Below are 21,482 nucleotides of genomic sequence, written 5' to 3' on the forward strand. Positions count from 1 at the left end.
AAATGAGGAGACGTTAATGAGTTTTTTAAAAAAATTAAAAGAAAAATTTACGACACAATCTGATTCTGTAACCGAAAAATTTAAAAGCGGTCTTTCCAAAACGAGAAATTCGTTCGCTTCTAAAGTGAATGATTTAATGAAACGCTATCGTAAGGTTGACGAAGAATTTTTTGAAGAGCTTGAAGAAATTTTAATTAGCTCTGACGTCGGTGTTCATACCGTTATGGATTTAATCGATGAGTTAAAAGATGTCGCGAGGAGCCGTAATATTCAAGATACGAATGAATTAAAATCGGTGATTTCTGAAAAACTTGCGGAAATGCTTCATAAAGATGATCAAGATGGTCATTTAAATATGCAGGAATCCGGAATGACGGTTATATTATTTGTCGGTGTTAATGGAGTCGGCAAAACGACGTCTATCGGGAAATTGGCATACCGATTTAAAAACGAAGGGAAAAAAGTGCTTCTTGCCGCGGGAGACACGTTTCGTGCAGGCGCCATTGAACAATTAGAAGTATGGGGAGAACGCGCGGGCGTGGATGTGATCAAACACCAGCAAGGTTCCGATCCGGCAGCCGTTATTTATGACAGCGTAAAGGCAGCAAAGTCGAGAAATGTCGATGTGCTTCTTTGTGATACGGCAGGAAGGCTGCAAAATAAAGTGAATTTAATGAAAGAATTGGAAAAAGTAAAAAGGGTGATCGAACGCGAGGTTCCGGGCGCGCCTCATGAAGTATTGCTCGTCGTAGACGCGACGACAGGACAAAACGCAATGAGCCAGGCGAAAATTTTCGGCGAGTCAACGGACGTTTCAGGTCTTATTTTAACGAAACTTGACGGGACGGCAAAAGGCGGAATAGTTCTTGCCATTCGCCACGAACTTGATATTCCTGTTAAATTTGTCGGTCTCGGCGAAAAAATCGACGATCTCGAACCGTTTGACCCCGATAAATTTGTTTACGGTTTATTTGCAGGCCTTGAGGAAGAAGCGGAGTAATCCTCCGCTTTTTTTCTGTTAAGAAAATAGACTTGACATAAAAACCTAAAGTCGTGTACTATAAATTAACGTAAAGGCATTTCACTTAACAAGGGGTGCGGCAAATGCTTGATAAAACAATGCGGATGAATTATTTATTCGACTTCTACCAATCATTGTTAACGGAAAAGCAAAAGAATTACATGGCATTGTATTATTTGGATGACTATTCCCTTGGAGAAATCGCTGAACAATTTAATATTAGCCGCCAGGCCGTCTATGATAACATTAAACGTACCGAGGCGATGCTTGAAGAATATGAAGAAAAACTCGGGCTTTTTGCAAGATTTCAGGAACGCGATCAGTTGCTTTCCCGATTAAAGCAATTGCTTGAAGGCCAGCCTGATGCGGTTCTGGAAATCGTCGATCGCCTTGAAAAAATCGAATAGGAACAAATGGTTAAAGGGCCTTAGCCTATAAGCATTTTGAGGAGGCGACACATACAATGGCATTTGAAGGATTAGCCGACCGATTGCAAAATACCTTAAAGAAAATCCGCGGAAAAGGAAAAGTATCAGAAGCGGATGTAAAAGAAATGATGCGTGAAGTTCGCCTTGCCCTTCTTGAAGCGGACGTGAACTTCAAAGTCGTCAAGGATTTTATTAAACGAGTGACAGAACGGGCTGTCGGACAAGAAGTGCTTTCCAGCCTTACGCCTGGACAGCAAGTCGTTAAAGTGGTCCATGATGAACTCACTTCATTAATGGGCGGGGAGCAAAGTAAAATTGCCGTCAGCAATCGTCCGCCTACCATTATTATGATGGTTGGGCTTCAAGGGGCCGGTAAAACGACGATGTCAGGAAAACTGGCAAACCACTTGAGAAAAAGACATAATCGAAAGCCTCTGCTCGTTGCGGCTGACATTTACCGTCCCGCTGCGATCAACCAATTGGAGACGCTTGGCAAGCAATTAGACATACCGGTATTTTCATTAGGCGACAAAGTGAGCCCGGTAGAAATTGCCCGCCAGGCGATAATGAAGGCGAAAGAAGACCATAACGATTATGTCATTATCGACACAGCCGGTCGCCTGCACATCGATGAAGAATTGATGGATGAGTTAAGTCAGGTAAAAGAAATGGCAAATCCGCATGAAATTTTCCTCGTCGTTGATGCAATGACAGGTCAAGACGCCGTAAATGTCGCCCAGAGCTTTAACGAACAGCTTGCACTCACTGGCGCCATTTTAACAAAGCTTGATGGAGATACACGCGGGGGTGCCGCGCTATCAATAAAAGCGGTCACCGGACTGCCGATTAAATTTGTCGGCATGGGGGAAAAGATGGATGCTCTTGAACCTTTCCATCCGGATCGCATGGCAAGCCGAATTCTCGGAATGGGAGATGTGCTGACCCTTATTGAAAAAGCGCAAACTTCGGTCGATGAAGAGAAGGCGAAAGAGCTTGAGAAGAAAATGCGCGATATGTCATTTACGTTTGATGACTTTTTGGAGCAAATGGGCCAGGTGAAAAAGCTCGGGCCGCTTGATGAACTTCTGGGGATGCTTCCCGGGGCGGCTAAAATGAAAGGCTTGAAGAACATTCAAATCGATGAAAAGCAGCTCGGCCATGTCGAAGCGATTATTCAATCAATGACGAAGCATGAACGAGAGCAGCCGGAAATCATTAATGCAAGCCGCAGAAAACGAATTGCAAAAGGAAGTGGCCGGACCGTTCAAGAGGTGAACCGTTTGATCAAGCAATTCGAAGATATGAAGAAAATGATGAAACAAATGGCTGGCATGACTAAAGGAAAGAAAAAAGGCTTTAAGCTTCCATTTATGTAAGGTATTTTGGCTTGAAATCAAGCCTAAAATATAGTATAATATTAATTTGTGTGAACTAATTTCGGAGGTGTATTTTTTACAATGGCAGTAAAAATTCGTTTAAAACGTATGGGTGCTAAAAAAGCTCCATTTTATCGTGTAGTAGTAGCAGATTCGAGAGCGAAACGTGATGGGCGTTTCATTGAAGAAATCGGATACTACAATCCATTAAAAAATCCGGTAGAAGTGAAAATTGATGAAGAACAAGCGCTTAAATGGATGCTTGACGGTGCAAAACCTTCTGACACTGTTCGTAATCTTTTTTCAAAAGCTGGCTTAATGGAAAAGTTTCATAACGCTAAACTTCAAAAATAAAATGGGTGATATGAGATGACAGAGTTAATCGAAACGATTGTAAAAGCTCTTGTAGATCATCCAGACGAAGTGAAAGTCGTAGAAGTGGCTGACGGTTCGAAGCTCGTTTACCAATTATCTGTTCATCATTCGGACACAGGTAAGGTGATCGGCAAGCAAGGAAGGGTAGCCAAAGCGATCAGAACCGTTGTCAATGCTGCTGGTACGAATCAAAGCAAACGAATTTCATTGGAAATTATATAAGTATCGAAAAAAAAGGGAGAGGGAAACCTCCCCTTTTTTCAATACTTAAGCGGCATGTAAGGCAAACTAGTGATACATAAGCAATGAAAAGGAGGTTTTATTTTCATGACGAAATGGCTTAATGTCGGGAAAATTGTGAATACGCATGGGATTCATGGCGAAGTTCGCGTCATCTCGCGGACGGATTTTCCAGAAGAACGCTATAAAAAAGGAAATACACTGTTCGTTGACGTCGCGGGAGAAAACCGGCAGATTCCGGTGATCGTTAAGAGCCATCGCAAGCATAAACAATTTGATTTATTAACATTTGAAGGCTATAACAATATTAATGATGTCGAACCATTTAAAGGGTCATTGCTGAAAGCTTCTCCTGATCAGGAAGTAAAGCTTGAAGAAGGAGAATTTTTTTACCATGACATTATTGGCTGCAAAGTAGTGACAGAAGAAGGGGAAGAATTAGGAAAAGTGAAAGAAATTCTTTCCCCGGGCGCAAACGATGTCTGGGTTGTAAAACGAAAGGAATTTGGTCCTGATATTTTAATTCCTTACATCCCGCAAGTCGTAAAAAATGTCGATCTAGCGGAAAAAACAATTACGATTCATGTTATGGATGGTCTGATATAGGATGAGAATCGATATTTTAACCTTATTCCCTGAGATGTTCACTGGTGTTCTCGGGTCCTCTATTTTAAAAAAAGCAGAAGAAAAAGGGCTGGTTGAGTATCATGTGACCGATTTTAGAACGTTTTCTACGAATAAACATCGAAATGTCGATGATTATCCATATGGAGGCGGAGCGGGAATGGTGCTTACACCCCAGCCTATCTTTGACGCCGTTCAAGCATTATCCGGACAAGCAAAAGAAAAGCCTCGAGTCATTTTGCTTTGCCCCCAGGGAGAACGATTTACACAACAAAAGGCGGAAGAGCTGGCAGCAGAAAGCCACCTCCTGTTTATTTGCGGTCATTACGAAGGATATGATGAACGCATTCGCGAACATCTGGTGACTGACGAAATTTCGATTGGTGACTTTGTCCTGACAGGAGGCGAACTGGCATCTATGGTCATCATTGATAGCGTGACAAGGCTTTTGCCTGGTGCGCTCGGAAATGAAGAATCAGCGGTGAAAGATTCTTTTAGCTCGGGACTACTTGAACATCCCCATTATACAAGGCCTGCGGATTTTCGGGGGTTAAAAGTTCCTGATGTGCTGCTGTCGGGGAACCATCAAAAAATCGCCGAATGGCGAATAAAAGAATCTCTCAGACGGACATGGCTAAAAAGGCCGGATATGTTGATTGGCGCCGAACTATCCGAGCAGGAGCAACAATGGCTTCAAGAAATAAAAAAGGAACATAAACATCAATAGATGACTTGTCAATGGCCTTTCTCTATGGTAAGATTTATTTTGTGGCTTAGGCTATTGAATACGGTGTTCCGCTGCTGTCGAATTAGCAAGAACATCTGTGGGAAGGAGGCAATAACATGCAACAGCTTATTGCAGAATTAACGAAAGAACAATTGAAATCAGATCTTCCTGAGTTTCGCCCTGGAGACACTGTACGTGTCCAGGTAAAAGTAGTTGAAGGTACTCGTGAGCGTATTCAGCTATTCGAAGGTGTTGTTATTAAACGACGTGGCTCTGGAATCAGCGAAACATTTACTGTCCGTAAAGTTTCTTACGGTGTAGGTGTTGAACGTACATTCCCTGTCCACTCTCCGAAGATCGCTGGACTTGAAGTTGTACGTCATGGTAAAGTTCGCCGTGCGAAACTTTATTATCTGCGTAACCTTCGTGGTAAAGCAGCACGTATTAAAGAAATCCGTAAATAATTTGGCAAAGGAGCTTGACTCACTCAAGCTCCTTTTTCATTACTTTAATCAATGTTCCAAAATAAGGGCATGTTTTAAAGTATGAATTTAGAAAAAGAGAAAATTGGATGGTGAGGAAGAAATATGGCGCGTCAGAAGAATGGAACGTGGGAATGGGTCAAAGCATTAATTATCGCACTGCTCCTTGCCGGAGTAATCCGATATTTTTTCTTTGCTCCGATCGTCGTGGACGGCGAATCGATGATGCCTACGTTACACAATAAAGACCGTTTAATCGTAAACAAGATCGCAACGCCGAAACGAGGAGATATTATCGTTTTTAAAGCAACACCAACTAAAGACTACATAAAACGAGTAATCGGCCTGCCTGGCGATGAAATCATGTATAAAGATGACGTGCTTTACGTGAATGGAAAACAGGTAAAAGAGCCTTATTTAGAGCCGAATAAAAAGATAACGAAAGACGGAAACTTAACATATGATTTTACATTGGAAGAGATCACGGGGAAAAAACGCGTCCCTAAAGGGCAATTATTTGTATTAGGGGATAACCGCCGCCACTCCACTGACTCGAGAAATATTGGCACTGTCCCAATCGATCGTGTGATTGGTAAAGCGAGTGTTCGGATTTGGCCGATATCTGATATTGGTGTCATGAAGTAGGTGAGAATATGACGATACAATGGTTTCCCGGCCACATGGCTAAGGCAAGAAGGGAAATAACTGAGAAATTAAAGCTTATTGATGTAGTATTTGAATTAGTAGATGCGAGAATTCCTCTTGCTTCAAGAAATCCAATGATTGATGAAATCATCTGCGGAAAGCCGCGCCTTTTGCTTTTAAATAAAGCAGATATGGCAGACAGGGATGTAACAAAAAAATGGGAATCGTATTTTGCGCATCAAAATATCCCAGTGTTGGCATTGAATTCACAAGCAGGCAAAGGAATTAATAAAATCGAAGGAATGGCGAAAGAACTTGTTAAAGAGAAATTTGCTAAAATGAGAGCGAAAGGAATCGTTAAACCAAGAGCGGTAAGAGCTCTTATCCTCGGTATACCAAATGTCGGCAAATCAACGTTGATTAACAGGCTTGCCGGAAAAAATATCGCAATTACCGGTGACAAGCCGGGAGTAACAAAAAAACAGCAATGGATTAAAGTTGGCGATCAACTTGAGCTGTTAGATACACCGGGAATATTATGGCCGAAGTTTGAAGATGAAGAGATCGGTTTAAAATTAGCTGTTACTGGTGCGATTAAAGAAACATTGCTTGATTTTTCTGAAGTTGTCCTTTTCGCTTTAACGTATTTAAAAGAATGGTATCCAGATCAATTAAAGGAGCGGTATAAGCTTATCGAAATACCCGAAAAACCGCTGGATTTATTTGATGAAATCGGCAGAAAAAGAGGATGTCTTATGGGCGGGGGACAAATTGACTACGATAAAACTGCCGAAATTATCCTTCGTGATTTACGTTCCGAAAAACTCGGACAAATTTCATATGAAAGACCGCCAAACTAGAAAAAGACACGCTTTCATTATGCGTGCCTTTTTTCATTAAAAGGGCGGGTCCGATCCATATAAAGAAAGAGAGTTTAGTAAAATGAAAATCGAAACCATTAAAGAGATTGAACAGAAGTTGCGGTCACTTGCTTTTGAAGAGAGAGAAACTTACATAGAGAAGTTAAAAAACGACTCGAGAATCGGAGTAAAGAAGCTCGTTGATAGATTCAAGCGAGAGCAATTAGCAAACAAAAAAATGCGAATAGCGTACGATTTAATGCTCACATATGAGAAAGAGTGCTGGCTAACAGGAAAAACGCTTGTTGCGGGAATTGATGAGGTTGGACGTGGACCGCTTGCAGGCCCCGTTGTTGCCTCAGCCGTCATTTTGAAACAAGATGCCTACATACCGGGGCTCAATGATTCTAAACAGTTGACGGACACGAAACGTGAATTTTTTTATGAAGAAATAATGAATAACGCTGCGGCGGTTGGAGTAGGGATCATTCCACCACATGAGATAGATGCTATGAACATTTATGAAGCAACGAAAAAAGCGATGATGAAAGCCGTTGAAGCGTTAAAGATGAAGCCGGATCACCTGCTTATTGATGCGATGGAAGTGCCGATTCCGATTCCGCAGACGAAAATTATTAAAGGCGATACGAAAAGTGTGTCGATTGCGGCTGCCTCGATTATCGCAAAGGTGACGCGGGACCGATTAATGAAAAAACTCCATGAAAAATATCCGCAATATGGCTTTTCTACAAATATGGGTTACGGGACAAAAGAACATTTGCAGGCGCTTACGCAGTATGGAATCACAGAGGAGCATAGAAAGTCGTTTGCGCCTGTAAAACAATACGCCAATTAAGAAAAAAACGTATATAATACATTACTTTTACCGAAGTAAGGCATTTTAAGAATGTTGCCTCTGTTAAAAATAATGTCGAATGCTAGACAGTAGGCGATTGTTTATATACAATGAATAACGGTACTTTAAGTTTTCAACATGATAGGAGGATGGAGAATGAATATCCACGAGTATCAAGGGAAAGAAATTCTAAGAAAATACGGAGTGGCTGTTCCTAATGGTAAAGTTGCCTTTACTGTAGAAGAAGCTGTTGAAGCGGCAAAAGAATTAGGAAGCGCTGTATCCGTAGTAAAAGCGCAAATCCACGCCGGTGGCCGCGGAAAAGCAGGAGGAGTAAAAGTAGCTAAAAGCCTTGATGAAGTGCGTACATATGCAAAAGAAATTCTTGGCAAAGTCTTAGTTACACATCAAACAGGACCTGAAGGTAAAGAAGTAAAACGCTTGCTTATCGAAGAAGGCTGTGACATTAAGAAAGAGTACTATGTTGGCCTCGTTCTCGACCGTGCGACTTCCCGCGTTGTTATGATGGCATCAGAAGAAGGCGGAACGGAAATTGAAGAAGTAGCCGAAAAAACTCCGGAAAAAATCTTCAAAGAAGTGATTGACCCTGCGATTGGCCTACAACCCTTTCAGGCTCGCCGTTTAGCATTCAATATTAATATTCCAAAAGAATTAGTGAATAAAGCTGTTAAATTCATGTTAGGCTTATACACAGCGTTCGTTGAAAACGATTGCTCAATTGCTGAAATCAATCCGCTTGTTGTAACAGGAGACGGAAATGTAATGGCGCTTGATGCAAAATTAAACTTTGATTCAAATGCGCTTTACCGCCATCCGGAAATCATGGAGTATCGTGATTTAGAAGAAGAAGATCCAAAGGAAATCGAAGCTTCTAAGTATGACTTAAGCTATATTTCTCTCGATGGCAATATCGGTTGTATGGTAAATGGTGCCGGTCTTGCAATGGCGACGATGGACATCATTAAACATTACGGTGGAGACCCTGCAAACTTCCTTGATGTAGGCGGCGGTGCGACTGCAGAAAAAGTAACGGAAGCGTTTAAAATCATTCTTTCCGATCCGAATGTAAAAGGTATTTTCGTCAATATTTTCGGCGGAATTATGAAATGTGATGTTATTGCCGAAGGTGTTGTTGAAGCAACGAAACAAGTCGGCCTTAACCTTCCGCTCGTTGTCCGTTTAGAAGGAACAAACGTTGAACTAGGCAAGAAGATTTTAGAAGAATCCGGTCTTAACATTACTTCTGCACAATCAATGGCAGATGGAGCTCAAAAAATCGTATCACTCGTAAAGTAAACAGAAAGGAAGGGGACAAACATGAGCGTTTTCATCAATAAAGATACAAAAGTAATCGTTCAAGGGATTACAGGTTCTACAGCATTATTCCATACAAAACAAATGCTTGAATACGGTACAAAAATTGTAGGCGGTACTTCACCAGGTAAAGGCGGTTCTGAAGTTGAAGGAGTGCCTGTATTTAATACGGTTGAAGAAGCGGTGAAAGCAACCGGGGCAAATGCTTCTGTTATTTACGTGCCTGCTCCATTTGCAGCAGATGCGATCATTGAAGCGGTAGACAGCGAACTTGATCTAGTCATTTGTATTACAGAACATATTCCAGTCATGGATATGGTTAAAGTAAAACGTTATATGGAAGGGAAAAAGACTCGCCTCGTTGGGCCAAACTGCCCTGGTGTCATTACTCCTGAAGAATGTAAAATCGGCATTATGCCTGGCTACATTCATAAAAAAGGCCACGTTGGGGTTGTTTCCCGTTCTGGTACATTAACATATGAAGCGGTCCACCAGCTCACACAGCGCGGCATCGGTCAATCAACGGCTGTTGGTATCGGCGGCGACCCTGTTAACGGAACAAACTTTATCGATGTTTTAAAAGCTTTTAATGAAGATGAAGATACGTATGCTGTTATTATGATCGGTGAAATTGGCGGTACAGCTGAAGAGGAAGCTGCCGAGTGGATTAAAGCGAACATGAAGAAACCAGTCGTCGGCTTTATTGGTGGCCAAACGGCACCTCCAGGAAAACGTATGGGACATGCTGGCGCCATTATTTCCGGCGGTAAAGGTACAGCTGCTGAAAAAATTAAAACGATGGAAGCTTGTGGCATTAAAGTAGCAGAAACACCTTCTGTTATGGGTGAAACACTCGTTTCTGTTTTAAAGGAGAAAGGACTTCTCGAGCGCTGCATCACACATAAAGCGAATGTTTAATAGTAAAAAAGCTCCCTATTCGGGGAGCTTTTTTAAAAAATGATAGGAGGATCATATGGATATCGAACGCCTCATCCTTTTACATCATTGCCGCGGTGTTGGTTGGAAGACGATGCAATTATTTATCCGCTTTGATTCTACACTCCAATCGATTTTCTTAATGGGAAAAGAAGAGCTTATGCAATATTTTCGAATGAGAGAACACCATGCTGAAGCATTCCTGCAAGATGTAAGAAAATTGTCCTATCACTCCATCATGAAACAATATTACATACATGAAATTGAAATGATTACATACTTTGATACAAACTACCCTCCTTTGCTTAAAAACATCTATGATCCGCCATGGGTATTATATATGAAAGGAAACAAAGAACTTTTATTAAGCAAAAAATCGCTAAGTGTAGTCGGGACAAGGAAGCCTTCCAATAGGGGCCTTGCCGCCACCAGAAAGCTGTTGCCTCCGCTTATTGAAGAAGGCTGGACGATCGTCAGCGGGCTGGCTGAAGGAATTGATGGGTATGCACATCATTTGACCTTATCATTAAATGGAAATACAATCGCAGTATTAGGCTCAGGGCTTGGACATATTTATCCAAAATCAAATGAGCCGCTTGCGCATACGATAGCGAAAAGAGGTTTATTGCTTTCAGAGTATCCTTTCCATACCCGGCCGCAAAAATGGCAGTTTCCATTGAGAAACCGCATCATAAGCGGTTTGGCTCCGGGCCTATTAGTCATAGAAGCCCGCGAGAAGAGCGGGTCTTTAATTACAGCTGATCAGGCGCTGGAACAAGGAAGGGAAGTGTTTGCCGTGCCTGGGGCGATGATCGATGAACATTCTATGGGAACGAATCGATTAATCCAGCAAGGCGCAAAGCTAGTTCTTGAGACGAAAGACATTATCGACGAATTGATTTCGACGATTTAGGCGACAATGGATTTAAAATATATTGTTTTACAGTTTGACAAAAAGGTGAGCCTTATTTAATAATAGGGAAGATTTAATAAACCCTTAAAGGGGGATAAACAGAAAATGGAAGAGTATTTAGTTATCGTTGAATCTCCCGCTAAAGCAAAAACGATAAAAAAATATCTTGGCAATAAATATATCGTCAAAGCTTCGATGGGACACGTAAGAGATCTTCCGAGAAGCCAAATGGGCGTAGAAGTAGAAGATCATTACAAACCGAAATATATTACGATTCGAGGAAAAGGCCCCGTCTTAAAAGAATTAAAGACGGCTGCAAAAAAAGTAAAAAAAATCTATCTCGCGGCTGACCCTGACCGCGAAGGAGAGGCCATTGCGTGGCATTTGGCCCATAGCCTTGACATGGACCTCGATTCCGATTGCCGTGTTGTTTTTAATGAAATTACGAAAAATGCAATAAAAGACTCGTTCAAACGGCCGAGAAAAATCAATATGGATCTTGTCGATGCCCAGCAGGCAAGACGCATTCTCGACCGGCTAGTCGGTTACAACATTAGTCCGCTCCTCTGGAAAAAAGTAAAAAAAGGCTTAAGCGCAGGAAGGGTTCAAACCGTCGCTGTCCGTTTGATCGTCGAAAGAGAACGGGAAATTCAATCGTTCGAACCGGAGGAATATTGGAAAATAAAAGCCGTTTTTTCAGCTAATAACGATGAATTTGAAGCGAGTTTTTACGGAGCGGATGGCAAGAAAAAAGATCTGGCCAATGAAGAAGAGGTAAAAGAAATATTGGCTCGCATAAAGGGCAGGAAATTTAAAATTAGCTCAGTACAAAAGAAAGAACGGAAAAGAAATCCTGCTCCGCCTTTTATCACTTCCTCCCTTCAGCAAGAAGCGGCAAGAAAGTTAAACTTTCGGGCAAAGAAAACGATGATGCTCGCCCAACAGTTATATGAGGGAATTGATATTGGCAAAGAGGGAACGGTTGGTCTCATTACTTATATGAGAACGGACTCAACTCGCATTTCTGACCTCGCAAAAGAAGAGGCGAAAAATTATATCGTTGAAGAATTTGGGAAGGAGTACGTCCTTGAAGGAGAGCGTACAGAAAAGAAAGCGGGGAAGAATGCACAGGATGCGCATGAGGCGATCCGCCCTACTTCAGCGATGCGGCACCCTAAGCTGCTAAAAGACTACTTAAGCCGTGATCAACTTCGTCTTTACCGTTTGATTTGGGAACGTTTCATCGCAAGCCAAATGGCATCCGCCGTACTTGACACGATGACGGTTGATATTGATAATAATGGTGTTATTTTTCGGGCGAATGGCTCGAAAGTAAAATTCCCTGGCTTTATGAAAGTTTATATAGAAGGAAATGATGATGGGAAGAAAGATGAGGACCGACTTCTCCCGGATTTAAAGGAAGGCATGGCTGTTCAGAAAAAAGAGATCGAGCCATCGCAGCATTTTACCCAGCCGCCGCCAAGGTATACGGAAGCAAGACTTGTCAAAACGATGGAAGAACTCGGCATCGGGCGGCCGTCAACTTATGCACCTACGCTCGATACCATTCAAAAAAGGGGCTATGTCGCCTTAGATGACAAAAAATTCGTTCCTACAGAACTCGGTGAAGTCGTTCTAGAACAGACATTAGAATTCTTTCCGGAAATATTCAATGTCGAGTTTACCGCTAAAATGGAAGATGATCTTGATGCCATTGAAGAAGGAAATAAAGAGTGGGAAGAAGTTATCGATATTTTTTACAAAAGCTTTGAAAAGAAGCTGAAAATTGCTGAAGAAGAAATGAAAGAAGTAGAAATAAAGGATGAACCGGCAGGCGAAACATGCGAAAAATGCGGTCATGAAATGGTCTATAAGATGGGCAGGTATGGGAAATTTATGGCGTGCTCCAACTTCCCGGATTGCCGTAATACGAAGCCAATCGTAAAAGATACAGGCGTTACATGCCCGAATTGTCATGAAGGTACCATTGTCGAAAGAAAAAGTAAAAAACGACGCATTTTTTACGGCTGCAGCCGTTATCCGGACTGTGAATTTGTATCGTGGGATAAGCCGGTTGGGCGCAACTGCCCGAAATGCGGACAAATTCTCGTTGAAAAGAAAACGAAAAAAGGAAAAGTCGTTCAATGTATTTCATGTGATTATGCAGAAGAGGAAGGAAACTAAAAAATTTATGAGTAATGTTGTGAAGGTTATCGGGGCCGGGCTTGCTGGAAGTGAGGCAGCCTGGCAGCTTGCCAAACGAGGAATTAATGTACATTTATATGAAATGAGGCCCAAAGTGCAAACTCCGGCCCATCATACGGATAAGTTTGCTGAACTCGTTTGCAGCAACTCATTGCGGGGAAATTCCCTGACGAATGCGGTCGGTGTTTTAAAAGAAGAAATGCGCAGGCTTGATTCCGTTATTATTCGATCGGCGGATGATTGTTCAGTACCGGCAGGAGGTGCGCTTGCAGTAGACCGGCATGAATTCGCTGCCCTTGTTACTGAACGGGTGAAAAATCATCCGAACGTGACGGTTTATCACGAAGAAGTGACTTCCATTCCGGAAGGGCCTTCGATCATCGCAACAGGTCCGTTAACATCGCCCGCTTTATCAGAAAGCTTAAAAAAAGAAACATCGGAAGAATATCTTTATTTCTATGATGCGGCGGCGCCGATTATCGAAGTGGAAAGTATCGACCGCGAAAAAGTTTACTTAAAATCCCGCTATGATAAAGGCGATGCGGCCTATTTAAATTGTCCAATGACCGAGGAAGAATTTGACCGTTTTTATGAAGCGCTCATTTCTGCCGAAACAGTGCCGCTTAAAGAGTTCGAAAAAGAGATCTTTTTTGAAGGCTGTATGCCGGTCGAAGTAATGGCACGAAGAGGGAAAAAGACTCTTCTATTTGGACCGATGAAACCGGTCGGCCTGGAAGACCCCAGAACAGGCAAACGGCCTTTTGCGGTCGTGCAATTGCGCCAGGATAATAGCGCCGGAACATTATATAATATCGTTGGCTTTCAAACCCATTTGAAGTGGGGACCGCAAAAAGAAATCATTCAAATGATTCCGGGACTTGAAAATGCTGAAATCGTCCGATATGGTGTGATGCATCGGAATACGTTTATCAATTCGCCAAAATTGCTTCGTAAAACGTACCAGTTGAAAACCCGCGAAGATTTATTTTTTGCAGGGCAAATGACCGGTGTTGAAGGATATGTGGAAAGTGCTGCGTCAGGACTGGTCGCTGGCATCAATGCGGCAAGACTCATTCAAGGGCAAGATCCGGTTGAATTTCCGGCGGAGACAGCGATTGGAAGCATGGCCCATTACATTACAACGGCCGATCCTCATCATTTTCAACCAATGAATGCAAATTTCGGCCTTATTCCGCCGCTTTCTACAAAAATCAAAAATAAGAAAGAACGCTACGAAGCACTTGCTAAACGGGCATTGGAGACAATTCAGAATTTTTTAACAAAATTGTGAATTCCACTTGTCAATACCTCAAATTTGTGTTAAGCTTTAGTGGCTTTGTGAGGTGTTTAGGTTGGATACAAACCGCGAGCATTTGCTTTTGTTTAAGGAATATTTACAAATTGAAAAAAACAGTTCACAGCTTACAATCGAAACTTACGAACAGGCAATTTTGCATTTCATGACGTTTATGAAACAGCAGGCAATCGACGGATTTGCTGCTGTTTCTTATGTTTTGGTCAGACACTATATAACAGATCTTTATAATCAGCGATATGCTAGAACAACGGTTGCCAAAAAAATATCTTCTTTAAGAAGCTTTTACCGCTTTCTTTTAAGGGAGAAACTGGTGAAAGAAAATCCATTTGCTTACTCTTCGCTGCCGAAGAAAAAGAGATTATTGCCAAGCTTTCTGTATGAACAGGAGCTTACGCAATTATTTACAGTAAGCAATCTTGAAGAGCCGCTCGGACAGCGAAATCAGGCGATTTTAGAGCTTCTTTACGGAACGGGTATCCGTGTGAGTGAGTGCTGCGATATACGGATGGATGATCTTGATGTTGTTGTAGAAACGGTTTTAATTCGTGGTAAAGGTAGAAAAGAACGTTATGTTCCGCTTGGAAGCTATGCAATGGAAGCGTTACAAACGTATATAAATGACGGAAGAAAAAGAATCGTAGAAAAATACCATTCAACTTCCAATCACTTATTTATCAATTATAGAGGCGGGGCACTCTCAAGCAGGGGAGTACGCAATATTTTAAATCAACTGATTGAAAAAACGGCATTAACGGTACATATTAGTCCGCACGTTTTAAGGCATACGTTTGCTACCCATATGTTAGAGAGTGGAGCGGATTTAAGGGCGGTCCAGGAACTGCTTGGGCACTCCCACCTTTCTTCGACACAAATTTATACACATGTAACGAAAGAACATTTGAAAAATATTTATAATAACGCACATCCCAGGGCATAAACGAAAGCAACTTCTAAAATCCGGTTTATCAAAGTAGATTATAAAATGAGGGAAGCGTTTGTCTGCCATTATAAAGAAGAGGGAGGTATTTCAATGACTCATTCGTTTCATGCAACAACTATTTTTGCCATCCAGCATAACGGCCAATCGGCGATGTCCGGCGATGGCCAAGTCACCTTTGGGAATGCCGTCGTAATGAAACATAGTGCCAAAAAAGTAAGAAGACTCTATGGCGGGAAAGTCCTTGCCGGCTTTGCCGGTTCAGTAGCTGACGCATTTACGCTATATGAAAAGTTCGAAGGAAAACTGGAAGAGTATAATGGAAATTTGCAGCGGGCGAGCGTTGAACTTGCAAAAGAATGGAGATCAGATAAAATTTTAAGGAAACTTGAAGCGATGTTAATCGTAATGAATAGGGAACACCTCTTGCTTATTTCGGGCACCGGCGAGGTCATTGAACCGGATGATGGGATTCTCGCAATCGGTTCCGGCGGCAACTATGCCCTGGCAGCCGGCCGCGCCTTAAAGAAAAACGCACCGCATTTATCAGCCAGCGAAATTGCAAGAGCTTCCTTAGAAATCGCAGGAGAAATTTGTGTTTATACAAATGATCAAATTATTTTAGAAAAGCTGTAAGCGGCCTGTTTTAGAATTCTCACGATCGGACACGACTGTTTTTACATCCATAATTTTTAAGGAGTGTGTTGGAATTGAATACACAATTAACACCTCGCGAAATTGTAGAAAAGCTTGACCAATATATTATCGGTCAAAAAGAAGCGAAAAAGGCTGTTGCAGTTGCCCTCCGCAATCGGTATAGAAGAAGTTTACTCGATGATAAATTACGAGATGAAATTTCGCCAAAAAATATTTTAATGATTGGACCTACAGGTGTGGGGAAAACGGAGATTGCCAGAAGGCTTGCTAAATTGGTAAATGCTCCGTTTATTAAAGTGGAGGCGACGAAATTTACCGAAGTCGGCTATGTAGGCCGTGACGTAGAATCGATGGTAAGAGATCTTGTGGAGACGTCCATTCGTCTTGTAAAAGAACAAAAAATGCTTGCGGTTAAAGACAAAGCAGAAGAAAATGCAAACAAAAGGCTTGTTGAATTATTGGTGCCGGGAAAACAGAAGGAGACCGGATACAAAAACCCATTAGAAATGTTTTTCGGTGGGGGAGGACAGAGCTCTCAAAACAATTCCCAAAGCGAAGAAGATCTTTCCTTAAGGCAGCAAAGAAAACAAATGGCACATAAACTAGCCCTTGGTGAGATGGAGGATCATTTCGTTACCGTTGAGGTAGAAGAACAGGGGCAATCAATGATGGATATGTTCCAGGGATCGGGGCTTGAACAGATCGGATTAAACATGCAAGATATGCTTGGCGGTCTCGTACCAAAGAAAAAGAAAAGAAGAAAGCTTACGGTCAGGGAAGCTCGAAAAGTGCTGACACAAGATGAGGCCGCAAAATTAATAGACATGGATGATGTAACTAGCGAAGCGGTTTATAAAGCGGAACAATCGGGGATTATATTTATAGACGAAATTGACAAGATCGCCGGTAAGAATCATAATAGTTCTGCAGATGTCTCAAGAGAGGGTGTTCAGCGCGATATTTTGCCTATCGTTGAAGGTTCAACGGTCATGACGAAATATGGCTCCGTGAAAACCGACCATATTCTGTTCATCGCTGCGGGTGCGTTCCATATGGCTAAGCCATCGGATTTAATTCCGGAGTTGCAAGGTAGATTTCCAATCCGGGTCGAATTCAAAAATTTATCGGTCGATGACTTTACAAGAATTCTAGTGGAACCTGATAACGCTTTATTAAAACAATATACAGCATTACTTGCGACAGAAGGTATAAATCTTGAATTTTCTGACGAAGCTATAGCTAAGATTGCAAGTATAGCTTATGAGGTTAACCAGGAAACAGACAATATCGGTGCAAGAAGGCTGCATACCATTCTTGAACGATTGTTGGAAGATCTTTCATTTGAAGCGCCGGATGTGAAACTAGACGTCGTAAAGATCACGCCTGAATACGTTAACGAAAAGCTGGCCGACATAGCCAAGAACAAAGATTTAAGCCAGTTTATTTTATAGCAATAACTTAAGGCGCATGCAACGTTTATCGCATGATGCTGGACAATATTTTAGGAGGAAGATTAGCAATGAATTTATTAGAAAAAACAAGAAGGATTAATGCAATGTTGCAACAAACAGGAGGCAAGCCTGTCAATTTCAAGGAAATGGCGGAAACACTTTGTGATGTGATTGAAGCGAACATCTTTGTCGTAAGCCGACGAGGAAAATTACTCGGAATCGCTTTAAAACAAGAGATCGAAAACGAGCGTATGAAAAAAATGTTGGAAGAAAGACAATTTCCGAATGAGTACACAAACACGCTGTTCAATTTAACGCAAACGACGCCTAATCTTGACATCAACAGCCTTTATACAGCGTTCCCGGTTGAAAACAAGGAGCTGTTTGCTACTGGTTTAACGACAATTGTACCAATTGTGGGAGGGGGAGAACGTCTTGGCACATTAATTCTTTCCCGTTTATCTCGCTCATTCCATGATGAGGATTTAGTCCTTGCTGAATATGGAGCAACGGTTGTTGGAATGGAAATCCTTCGTGAAAAAGCAGAGGAAATTGAAGAGGAAGCAAGAAACAAAGCAGTTGTTCAAATGGCGATCAGCTCATTATCATATAGTGAACTTGAAGCGATTGAACACATCTTTGAAGAGTTAGAAGGAAATGAAGGGCTTCTCGTCGCGAGTAAAATTGCCGACCGTGTAGGAATCACACGCTCCGTCATTGTAAATGCGCTTCGAAAACTCGAAAGTGCGGGAGTCATTGAATCACGTTCGCTAGGTATGAAAGGAACGTACATTAAAGTATTAAACGACAAATTTTTACATGAGCTTTCAAAATTAAAGACTTCTTAATCGAATGAAAAAGGCTTTTGGCAGTCGAAACTGTCAAAAGCCTTTTTGTATGTAGAAAAACGAACAAATAGTATTCTTTAAAAACTGGAAAAATTATAGGACTATATGATTAAAAAAATGCCGGTGATGTAGTAAAAAAATCATAGACAAATTTTGCGAACATCGATTAGAATAATGAATATAAGAAAAATTTGTTACTTTCAAGTAATCTGTTTTTATAGGAAATGAAATTATAGGAAGATATAATTAGGACTATAGACCTATTTATATCAAAAAATGTCGATTTAGTAAAAAAGTCATAGACAAATTTTGTATACATCAAGTAGAATATGGTATATCGGACCATTTTTTAGTTTCATTTTCCTATTTATAAAAAAGAAGGAGGGGGATCTACGATATGTTTTCAGCTCCGGTAATCCAAATGTTAGAACGGGGGCTCGATGGTGCTGCGCTCAAACAGAAAACGATAACAAATAATCTTGCCAATATTGACACGCCAAACTACAAAGCAAAACAAGTTGTGTTTCGGGATGAACTAGAAAGCTCTATAAAAGCTTTTAAAACAGACAATCGGCATTTCGATTTCAGTAATTCTACTAGAGGAAACTTTACGGTAAAAGAAGCGGACCACTCGGTAATGAACAATAATGGAAATACGGTTGATATTGATCATGAAATGGCGGAAATGGCGAAGAACCAAATTTTATATCAAGCTTTGATTCAAGAATTAAATGCGAATTTTACCAGATTGAAAATGGTTGCAAAAGGTGGTAAGTAATCGATGGGGTTTTTTCAAGCATTGAATAATTCGGCATCAGGCTTGACGGCCGAACGGCTGAGAATGGATATCGCATCGTCGAACATGGCGAATGTCGATACGACAAGAGGAAAAATGGTAAATGGTAAATGGGAGCCATATCGAAGAAAAATGGTTGTCATGGAACCGAATAACACTTTTCAATCTGTTTTAAATAGTTCCTTAAAGCCGGCTCAACAAGGCGGAAATGGTGTTAAAGTAACGGCGATAGTTGAAGACCAGACTCCGTTTAAACTCGTTTACGATCCAGATTCGCCGGATGCGGACCAAAATGGATATGTCAGAATGCCAAATGTTGACCCGCTTAAAGAAATGGTCGATTTAATGGGTGCAAACCGATCGTATGAAGCAAATGTCACTGCTTTAAATGCAGCAAAAGGAATGTATTTAAAAGCATTAGAAATAGGCCGTTAGGAGGAGAATCATGGATTCTATCAGTTCCATCACTAGTTTAGGAAATACTCTATCAGTTAGTAACAAAAGTAAGATCAATTCAAATGGAGCACCTGCTTCATTTGCACATATATTAAATACAATGATACATAAAGTAAATGATTCGCAAATCCAGGCCGATCAAGCGGCCGAACAACTCGTAACCGGAAAAGCGACTGATTTGCATCAAGTGATGATCGCAAGTGAAAAAGCGAATATCACGCTTCAAACTGCCCTTGAAATACGAAATAAAGTGATCGAAGCGTATCAAGAGGTTATGAGAACACAAGTTTAATAGTGCTATTATATGTTTCGCATCATCGTTTAAATTTATGGGTCCCTTCATTAAATTTTTTTTGCGTGTAACTTATCTGGGGGAAAAGATGAAAGAGAAATTAATAAACTTCAAAAATCAAGTGGTACAGCGCTACAAAGAACTTACAAAAAAACAAAAAATTATCCTATTCGGATCAGCTATCATTCTATGTCTTGCAAGTATTTTAACAGTGTTTTTTATCACAAGAACTGAATACGTTCCGTTGTATTCAAATTTATCTCCTCAGGAAGCCGGACAAATTAAAGAAAGCCTGGATTCAAAAGGGATCAAGTCAGAACTGTCAAATGGGGGAACAACGATATCCGTCCCATCGGATGTTGTTGATCAATTGAAAGTAGATCTTGCGGCTGAAGGAATACCTAAAAGCGGGAATATCGACTTTTCGGTATTCAGTGATAAAAGCGGGTTTGGCATGACGGACAATGAATTTCAAGTGTTGAATAAGGAAGCTACCCAGACGAAACTCGCTAATTTAATCAAAAGCATTGATGGCATCGAGGATGCAACTGTCATGATTACCATGCCTGAAGAAAGCGTGTGGGTTTCAGATGAAGACAAAAAGGCGACCGCATCCGTTGTATTGAAGCTTAAACCTGGATACAACTTGAATGAAAGCCAGGTAAAGGCATTATATACACTTGTTTCCCGCAGTATACCGAATTTGCCTGTGGAAAATATCGTGATTACAGATCAATATTCGAATGATTTTGATCTAAATGAACATAAATCCAATTCTTCGCTCTCAACATATGAAGAAGAGCAGCAAATCAAACAGGATATTGAAAAAGACCTCCAGCGCCGTGTCCAGCAAATGTTAGGAACGATTATCGGTCCTGATAAAGTCGTATCGATCGTTACGGCGGATGTTGACTTTACAAAGGAGAAAAGAGAAGAAAATTTAGTAGAGCCTGTTGATAAGAAAAAAATGAAGGGGTTGGAAGTAAGCGTCGAAAAAATCAGGGAAAGCTACAGTGGTAATCAAAGCAATCAGGGTGGGGTCGCAGGTACGGGCCAAACCGATATACCAACTTACCCGGCGGGGACAAATGGATCAAATGGGACGTATGATAAAGCGGATGACAAAATCAATTATGCCATTAATAAAATTAAACGGGAAATTGAAAAAAGCCCATATGAAATCCGGGATTTAGGAATTCAAGTCGTTGTTGAACCACCGAAGCCAAACGACCCGAATTCTCTTCCGCAGGCCAGGATCAATGATATTAAACAATTATTAAGCAGTGTCGTAAGTACGTCCATTTCAAAGACAGCGGCACAAAATCTAACAACTCAACAAATGCAAGACAAAATTTCGGTATCTGTCCAACCGTTTCATGGAAAACAGGCAACAGGACAAACAAATACATCTAGCTTGCCGATCTGGGTTTACATTATTGGCGGAGTTTTACTCGTCGTCATCATTCTTTTAGCCATCCTTTTAATACGAAAGAAACGTGAAAGAGAAGACATGGATGCGGAAATCGAAGAGTTTGATTTTGAAAAGGAAAGATTCGATGTACCGGATGTGAATATAGATCGTGAATCAGAAGGAACGGTTCGCAAAGAACAACTGGAAAAAATGGCAAAGGAAAAACCTGAGGAGTTCGTTAAACTGCTCAGAACATGGTTATCAGAAGATTAATTGCAAACGATATTTTGGCA

The 21,482-nt window shown here is 41.2% G+C and carries 24 protein-coding genes; all 24 read left to right on the top strand.

Going from position 1 to position 21,482, the window contains the following annotated elements; translation table 11 throughout:
- Window positions 1-16 precede the first annotated feature (16 nt).
- The 24 genes from ftsY (at window position 17) to fliF (ending at window position 21,462) form a co-directional block, all read left to right on the top strand.
- Entirely contained in the window at window positions 17-1,000 is a 984-nt protein-coding gene (ftsY, locus tag WD019_RS01530) for a signal recognition particle-docking protein FtsY (RefSeq protein WP_425710439.1), read from the top strand.
- 104 nt (window positions 1,001-1,104) lie between these two features.
- Window positions 1,105-1,428 (top strand): putative DNA-binding protein, encoded by a 324-nt coding sequence (locus tag WD019_RS01535; protein ID WP_026675899.1) that lies wholly within the window; start codon window positions 1,105-1,107, stop codon window positions 1,426-1,428.
- Window positions 1,429-1,484: 56 nt separating this feature from the next.
- On the top strand, window positions 1,485-2,825 hold the full coding sequence (gene ffh, locus WD019_RS01540) for a signal recognition particle protein (RefSeq protein WP_425710440.1): 1,341 nt from the start codon (window positions 1,485-1,487) through the stop codon (window positions 2,823-2,825).
- A gap of 81 nt (window positions 2,826-2,906) precedes the next feature.
- Window positions 2,907-3,179: a 30S ribosomal protein S16 gene (gene rpsP, locus WD019_RS01545; protein WP_026675897.1), complete on the top strand. Its 273-nt coding sequence runs from the start codon at window positions 2,907-2,909 to the stop codon at window positions 3,177-3,179.
- 15 nt (window positions 3,180-3,194) lie between these two features.
- On the top strand, window positions 3,195-3,422 hold the full coding sequence (locus WD019_RS01550; RefSeq protein WP_026675896.1) for a KH domain-containing protein: 228 nt from the start codon (window positions 3,195-3,197) through the stop codon (window positions 3,420-3,422).
- Between the two features lie 105 nt (window positions 3,423-3,527).
- Window positions 3,528-4,046 (top strand): ribosome maturation factor RimM, encoded by a 519-nt coding sequence (rimM, locus tag WD019_RS01555; RefSeq protein WP_026675895.1) that lies wholly within the window; start codon window positions 3,528-3,530, stop codon window positions 4,044-4,046.
- Between the two features lies 1 nt (window position 4,047).
- Window positions 4,048-4,791: a tRNA (guanosine(37)-N1)-methyltransferase TrmD gene (gene trmD, locus WD019_RS01560; RefSeq protein ID WP_026675894.1), complete on the top strand. Its 744-nt coding sequence runs from the start codon at window positions 4,048-4,050 to the stop codon at window positions 4,789-4,791.
- 116 nt (window positions 4,792-4,907) lie between these two features.
- Complete coding sequence (gene rplS, locus WD019_RS01565; RefSeq protein ID WP_026675893.1) at window positions 4,908-5,255, top strand: 50S ribosomal protein L19; 348 nt, start codon at window positions 4,908-4,910, stop codon at window positions 5,253-5,255.
- 123 nt (window positions 5,256-5,378) lie between these two features.
- On the top strand, window positions 5,379-5,918 hold the full coding sequence (gene lepB, locus WD019_RS01570; RefSeq protein WP_026675892.1) for a signal peptidase I: 540 nt from the start codon (window positions 5,379-5,381) through the stop codon (window positions 5,916-5,918).
- 8 nt (window positions 5,919-5,926) lie between these two features.
- On the top strand, window positions 5,927-6,778 hold the full coding sequence (ylqF, locus tag WD019_RS01575; protein WP_425710441.1) for a ribosome biogenesis GTPase YlqF: 852 nt from the start codon (window positions 5,927-5,929) through the stop codon (window positions 6,776-6,778).
- Between the two features lie 82 nt (window positions 6,779-6,860).
- On the top strand, window positions 6,861-7,634 hold the full coding sequence (locus WD019_RS01580; RefSeq protein WP_026675890.1) for a ribonuclease HII: 774 nt from the start codon (window positions 6,861-6,863) through the stop codon (window positions 7,632-7,634).
- 156 nt (window positions 7,635-7,790) lie between these two features.
- The gene (gene sucC / locus WD019_RS01585) at window positions 7,791-8,951 is read left to right on the top strand and encodes an ADP-forming succinate--CoA ligase subunit beta (protein WP_026675889.1); all 1,161 of its coding nucleotides are present in this window, start codon (window positions 7,791-7,793) and stop codon (window positions 8,949-8,951) included.
- Between the two features lie 21 nt (window positions 8,952-8,972).
- Entirely contained in the window at window positions 8,973-9,887 is a 915-nt protein-coding gene (gene sucD / locus WD019_RS01590; RefSeq protein WP_026675888.1) for a succinate--CoA ligase subunit alpha, read from the top strand.
- Between the two features lie 55 nt (window positions 9,888-9,942).
- Window positions 9,943-10,818, top strand: a complete 876-nt coding sequence (dprA, locus tag WD019_RS01595; protein WP_026675887.1) for a DNA-processing protein DprA — start codon at window positions 9,943-9,945, stop codon at window positions 10,816-10,818.
- A 105-nt stretch (window positions 10,819-10,923) separates the two neighbouring features.
- On the top strand, window positions 10,924-13,002 hold the full coding sequence (topA, locus tag WD019_RS01600; protein WP_425710442.1) for a type I DNA topoisomerase: 2,079 nt from the start codon (window positions 10,924-10,926) through the stop codon (window positions 13,000-13,002).
- Between the two features lie 7 nt (window positions 13,003-13,009).
- Window positions 13,010-14,314 (top strand): FADH(2)-oxidizing methylenetetrahydrofolate--tRNA-(uracil(54)-C(5))-methyltransferase TrmFO, encoded by a 1,305-nt coding sequence (trmFO, locus tag WD019_RS01605; protein ID WP_026675885.1) that lies wholly within the window; start codon window positions 13,010-13,012, stop codon window positions 14,312-14,314.
- A gap of 61 nt (window positions 14,315-14,375) precedes the next feature.
- Window positions 14,376-15,278, top strand: coding sequence for a tyrosine recombinase XerC (xerC, locus tag WD019_RS01610; RefSeq protein ID WP_026675884.1), 903 nt, complete (start codon window positions 14,376-14,378; stop codon window positions 15,276-15,278).
- Between the two features lie 93 nt (window positions 15,279-15,371).
- Complete coding sequence (gene hslV, locus WD019_RS01615; RefSeq protein ID WP_425710443.1) at window positions 15,372-15,914, top strand: ATP-dependent protease subunit HslV; 543 nt, start codon at window positions 15,372-15,374, stop codon at window positions 15,912-15,914.
- A gap of 74 nt (window positions 15,915-15,988) precedes the next feature.
- Window positions 15,989-17,386, top strand: a complete 1,398-nt coding sequence (gene hslU, locus WD019_RS01620; RefSeq protein ID WP_035349721.1) for an HslU--HslV peptidase ATPase subunit — start codon at window positions 15,989-15,991, stop codon at window positions 17,384-17,386.
- Window positions 17,387-17,454: 68 nt separating this feature from the next.
- Window positions 17,455-18,234 carry a GTP-sensing pleiotropic transcriptional regulator CodY gene (gene codY, locus WD019_RS01625; protein ID WP_425710444.1) on the top strand — a complete coding sequence of 260 codons (780 nt, stop codon included), beginning with the start codon at window positions 17,455-17,457 and terminating at the stop codon, window positions 18,232-18,234.
- Window positions 18,235-18,631: 397 nt separating this feature from the next.
- On the top strand, window positions 18,632-19,012 hold the full coding sequence (gene flgB, locus WD019_RS01630; RefSeq protein WP_026675880.1) for a flagellar basal body rod protein FlgB: 381 nt from the start codon (window positions 18,632-18,634) through the stop codon (window positions 19,010-19,012).
- A gap of 3 nt (window positions 19,013-19,015) precedes the next feature.
- The gene (gene flgC / locus WD019_RS01635) at window positions 19,016-19,465 is read left to right on the top strand and encodes a flagellar basal body rod protein FlgC (protein WP_425710445.1); all 450 of its coding nucleotides are present in this window, start codon (window positions 19,016-19,018) and stop codon (window positions 19,463-19,465) included.
- Window positions 19,466-19,475: 10 nt separating this feature from the next.
- Window positions 19,476-19,778, top strand: coding sequence for a flagellar hook-basal body complex protein FliE (gene fliE / locus WD019_RS01640; protein WP_051291170.1), 303 nt, complete (start codon window positions 19,476-19,478; stop codon window positions 19,776-19,778).
- Window positions 19,779-19,866: 88 nt separating this feature from the next.
- Complete coding sequence (gene fliF / locus WD019_RS01645; protein WP_425710446.1) at window positions 19,867-21,462, top strand: flagellar basal-body MS-ring/collar protein FliF; 1,596 nt, start codon at window positions 19,867-19,869, stop codon at window positions 21,460-21,462.
- The last annotated feature ends 20 nt before the right edge of the window (window positions 21,463-21,482 follow it).

Source organism: Fictibacillus sp. Mic-4 (genome assembly GCF_049843615.1).
GTDB classification, from domain to species: Bacteria; Bacillota; Bacilli; order Bacillales; family Fictibacillaceae; genus Fictibacillus_A; species Fictibacillus_A gelatini.